Genomic DNA, 5,099 nt, shown 5'->3' on the forward strand with positions numbered 1-5,099 from the left:
GCCTTCCCGGGCGGGCACCCTGGGGGTCATGTCGACCTCCTCGGTGCCCGCCCTCGTCGTCCCCGCGCCCGGCCACGCCCGGGGGCGGACGGGCGACGTCCGGGTCACCGTGCGTCCGGGAGAGGACGTGCTCCTGCCGGCGGGGCGGCCGTTCGGCGCATGCCGGGCGGGGCTCGCCGACCTCCTGCGCCGACCCGAGCTGCGGCACGTCCCGCTGCGCGCCGGCGGCGTCCTCGTGTCCGACGACGACGTCGTCGGGCGCCGCCCGCTCCTTCCCGGGGCCGTCGTCGCCGTGCTCGACGACGGGGCAGCGGGCGCGCGCGCAGGCTCGGGCATCGCCCGCCCGGCGGCGGCCGTCCTCGACGGGCCGTGGCTCGCCGCCCGCGCCGACGGCCCCGCCGCGGGGGCGACCGTCGCCCTCGCGCCCGGCGGGTCGACGGCGCTGCCCCACGACACGGGCCCGACGTCCGAGGGCGGCCTCGTGGTGCGTGTGGACCCGCGGCGGCCGGACCGTGTCACCGTGCGGCTCACGCGACGGGGACCGGGCACGACGGCGTTCCCGTGCACGGCTGGCGGACGGCAGTCGTCCGACGACCGGCGTGCCCGCGTGCCCCGCGCGACCGCACGGCTCGTCCGCGACGCTGCCCTGGCGCGACGGCGTGCGCGGTCGGTGGGGCGCCTCCCGCGCCGCTGGCGCGCCGGCAGCGTGCTCGAGGTGAGGGGCCCGCGCGGCGTGCGCTCATGGACGCTGCACCGCTCCGGGACCGTGGCGGCCTGGCTCGACGCCGTCCCTGGCCGTGAGGCCGCCGACGCGGCGGCGCCGTCCGGGCCCGGCGCGGGGATGCTCGCCACCGCCGCGCTGCCCGTCGTGGGCTCGCTGGTGCTCGCCGCGGTGCTGCGGCAGCCGGCGTACGCGCTGTTCTCCCTGCTCGGCGTCGCGACCCTGGTGCCCCAGCTCCTCGCCGCGCGACGGCGGCGACGCGGCGGGTCCGGCCCCGCCGCCGCCGACCCGGCGACCGGCCACGGGACGGCGCCCGGGGACGCCCCGCCCCGCGTCGTGGGCGAGGCACCCGGCCCGCTGCTCGCCCGGCTGGTCGCGGCCCACCAGGCGTCGGACGGAGCGTGGGACGCCGCGTGCGCGCGGGCCGCGGCGCGGGCCTGCGCCGGCGGTCACCGCGGCGGGCCGTCGCCCCGGGGCGCGACCCCCGGGGCGACCGGTCAGGGAGGTGGTGCGGTGGTGGCGGGCGCGGTCGCCGAGCTGGTGCCCGACGGCGCGATCGCCGTGGTCGGACCGCGTGCGGACGTGCTCGCGGCCGCGCGGTCGGTGGTCGCCGAGCTCGCCGCGGCCGGCGCGTCGGTGGACGTCGTCGGCGCCCGCGACGCCTGGTCGTGGTGCCGCTGGCTGCCGACCGCCGGCCCGCCGCTCCTCGTCGTCGACGCGCCCGCCGCGCCCGACCGTGCCGCCGTCACCGCGCGGCCCGACGAGGTGCTCGCGCGCGGCGGCGCCGTGCTGCTGTGCCTGCCCGACGGCGCCCCCGTGCCGTCGTGGTGCCGCACGACGTGGCGGGTGCGCGCGGGCCGGGTCCGGCGGGCGGCGCCGGACGGCTCCGCCACGACCGGGCCGCTCGTCGGCGTCGACGCGGCCTGGGCGGAGCAGGTCGCGCGACTCGTCGCGGGCCTGGCGGGGCTGCGCCGGTCGCTGGCCATGCTGGACCGGGCGCACGGGTACGACGAGGCGGGCGGGCCCGGCGACGACGGCGACCCGACAGACCCGCGGCTCCCCGCCGCCGTCCCGCTGGTCGACCTGCTCGACGACGCACCCGATCCCGGCGCCGCCTGGGACACCACCACCGGCTGGGCGGTGCCGCTCGGCCGGGACGCCCGTGGGCTGCCCGTGACCTTCGACCTGGTGGCGGACGGGCCCCACCTGCTGGTGGCCGGCACCACGGGGGCGGGCAAGTCCGAGCTGCTGCAGTCGCTCGTGCTGGGGCTCGCGGCGCAGCGGTCCCCGCGCGACCTCGCGCTCGCACTCGTCGACTTCAAGGGCGGCGCGTCGTTCGGCGCGTGCGGGCGGCTGCCGCATGTCGTCGGCCAGGTCACGGACCTCGACCCCGGGCTGGCGGGCCGCGCCCTGGCCGGTCTCCGCGCGGAGCTGCGCCGGCGCGAGCACGTCCTCGCCCGGCACGGGTCGGCGGACCTCGCCGCCCTGCCTCCGGGGTTGCCCGACGCGCCGCCGCGGCTGGTCGTGGTGGTGGACGAGTTCCGTGCCCTCGCCGACGACCTGCCGGACTTCCTGCCCGGGCTGCTGCGCGTGGCCGCGCAGGGTCGCTCCCTGGGCGTGCACCTGGTGCTCGCCACGCAGCGGCCCGCGGGGGCCGTGAGCGCCGACGTGCGGGCCAACGTCTCGGCGCGGCTCGCGCTACGGGTCGTGGACGCCGCGGACTCGCTCGACGTGGTCGAGACGCCCGCGGCCGCCCGGATCGTACCGGGGACGCCGGGGCGCGCCGTCCTGCGCCGCGGGTCCGAGCCACCGGTGGCGCTCCAGTGCGCTCATGCCTCGGGGCTCCCCACGACGGCCGGGGACCAGGTGCGCCGGGCTCCGGCCTGGGGGACGCCGCCGGTGGCGGCACCGTCGGGGCGCGACCCGCGCGAGCGCTCCGCGGGAGCCGGCGCGACGTCGTGCCCCGTGAACTCGCTCGTCGACACGCTCGTCGACGCTGCCGCCGCGCGAGGCCTCCGCCCCGGCGCCGCTCCGTGGCTGCCCCCGCTGCCCGAGCGCGTCCAGGTCCGGGACGTCCCCGAGGCCGTCGACGACTCCGCGGGCCTCCCCCTCGCGCTGGGCGACGATCCCGACCGCCAGCGCCGGACCGTCGTGCGCTGGGACCCGGACACGGGGCACCTCGGCGTCGTGGGCCGCGCACGCTCCGGCAGGACGACGGCGCTCCTGACGACGGCGGTGGCCGCGCTGGACGAGGGCTGGCACGTGCACGTGCTGGCACCGGCGGCCGCGCTCCCCCGGTTCGCCCGCCTCGAGCGGCACCCGGGCCTCGGCACCCTCGCCGGCCCCGCGGCGCCGCGGCGAGCGGCACGGCTGCTGCGCCTGCTGGCGACGGACGCGGCGCAGCGCCGGGCACGGACGCTCGTCGTGGTCGACGGCGTCGACGAGCTGCGCGCCGCGCTCGCCGGACCGGACCCGTGGGACCCGCTCGTGCGGGCGCTGGCCTCGCCCGGCGTCGCGTTCGCGCTCGCGTCCGACGGCGCGACCCTCGGCGGGCTCGCCGCGCGGGCCGGGCCGCGACTGGTGCTGCTCGGCCCCGAGGCGCACGCCGACGTGCTCCTCGGGGCGCCGTCGGGGCTCGCCGGTCGCGGCGGGCCCGCAGGTCGCGCCGCCTGGCTCGCACGCGAGCAGGTCCTGTGCCAGGTCCTGCTGCCGGACGAACCGTCCGTCCCCGACGCCGTTCCCGGCGGCCGCGCGGCCGGGCGGGGGGCCGCTGCGCCGGTGAAGGTCCGGCCGCTGCCCACGACGGTCGTGGAGGCCGACCTGCCCACGGCACCGGGGCGCGGTCCCCGGCACCGTGCCGCCGACCCGCGCGGCGGCGGCATGCTGCTCGTCCCCGTCGGGGTCGGGGGCGACGCGGCCGGCCCGGTCGAGCTCGACGTCGGCCGTGGCGCCCTCGTCACCGGACCGCGTGCCAGCGGCCGCACCACCGTCCTGCGGCTCGTCGTCCGGCGGCTGGCGGCGGCGGGACGACTGGCCGGCGTGGTCTCGCGGGATGCCGTCCTGCGCCAGGACGCCGGCGACGTCCCGGCCGTGGCACCGTCGCCGGCAGCCCTGGCCGGGCTGCTCGCCGGGCTGCTGGACGGGCTGCCGGACGGGCTGCCGGACGGCCCGGCGGGACCACCGGGCGACGGGCGCGCGGCCCTCCCTGCCGTCACGGACCAGGGTCCCCGCGTGCTCGTGGTGGACGACCTCGACGTCCTCGCCCAGCAGCACCCGCTGGAGGCGGAGCGGATCTCCGCGCTGACCGACGGGACCGGCCTCGTGCTCGTGGCGGCGGCGAGCTCCACGGGGACGGCGCTGGCGCACCGGGGCGCCCTCGCCGAGCTCCGCGCGCGCCGCACGGGAGTGATGCTGCACCCGGGCGAGCGCGGGGCGGACGACCTGCTGGGCGTACCGCTCGCGGACGCCGTCGACCCCGGACCGGCGCGCGCGGGGCGCGGGGCGCTCGTGCAGGCGGGGCGGGTGCAGGTCGTGCAGGTGGCCCGGCCGGCAGACGTGGACCCGGCCGCCATGAACCCTGTCGCCGCAGACTCAGCCGCCGCGGACTCAGCCGGACGTCGCCTCGACGACCCGGCGTGTCATCACCGCGACGAGCACCGCGGCGGCGACGAGCAGCAGGCCCAGGCCCGCGAGCACCGCCCCGGCCGCCCCGGCGGTCAGGAGGCTGACACCGACGAGGCCCTGCATGATCTGCCACACGACGATCGGCGCCCGGCCGCCGCGACGTCCCGCCCACAGCGCACGGCAGGACCCGACGAGCAGCCACGCGAGGCCGAGGAAGAAGAGCACGAGGAAGACGCTCACGGCTACGCTGTTGGAGGCGCCGCGCACGACCTCGATCCCGATCATCACGGCAGCCCCGACGAGCAGGACGGCCTCGATCCCGACCCCCGCGGCGACGACCTTCAGGCCCGGCGGGCGGGGCCCCTCCGGAGCGCCGTCGGCATCGGACGAGGGGGTGACAGGAGCGCGCATGACACGTCAGAATACGTGCGACCTGCAGTTTCACGACAGTGTGATGAAGCACTCACGCTTCATGCGGGAGAAACTTTCACGTAACCCCTTGTGCGGCGCTTCACGAGGTGTGACGCTGGACGGCAGATCAACCCCCACCCATCGGACCCGGTTTGGCGCGCCCCTTCGACGCCGAGCCCCATCTGCGGCTCGCCCGGCTCGCCGAGCACGGAGCCCTCGACTTCGTCACGCTCCACGACGGTTTCGGCGGGCCGGGCATCGACGCCCTCTCCGCGCTGTCCCGGATCGCTCCGCACACCTCCCGCATCGGCCTCGTCCCGACCGTGACCACCACCCACACCTC

The 5,099-nt window shown here is 79.6% G+C and carries 2 protein-coding genes; both read left to right on the plus strand.

The window, feature by feature from the left end; all coding sequences use genetic code 11:
- The first annotated feature begins 28 nt into the window (after nt 1-28).
- Nucleotides 29-4,840, plus strand: a complete 4,812-nt coding sequence (locus ACFWEK_RS18885) for an FtsK/SpoIIIE domain-containing protein (protein ID WP_430555037.1) — start codon at nt 29-31, stop codon at nt 4,838-4,840.
- 68 nt (nt 4,841-4,908) lie between these two features.
- A partial coding sequence (locus ACFWEK_RS18890) for an LLM class flavin-dependent oxidoreductase (RefSeq protein ID WP_430555038.1) occupies nt 4,909-5,099 on the plus strand: 191 nt, incomplete at its 3' end.

It is taken from the genome of Isoptericola sp. NPDC060257 (assembly GCF_042726645.1).
GTDB lineage: Bacteria > Actinomycetota > Actinomycetes > Actinomycetales > Cellulomonadaceae > Isoptericola > Isoptericola nanjingensis.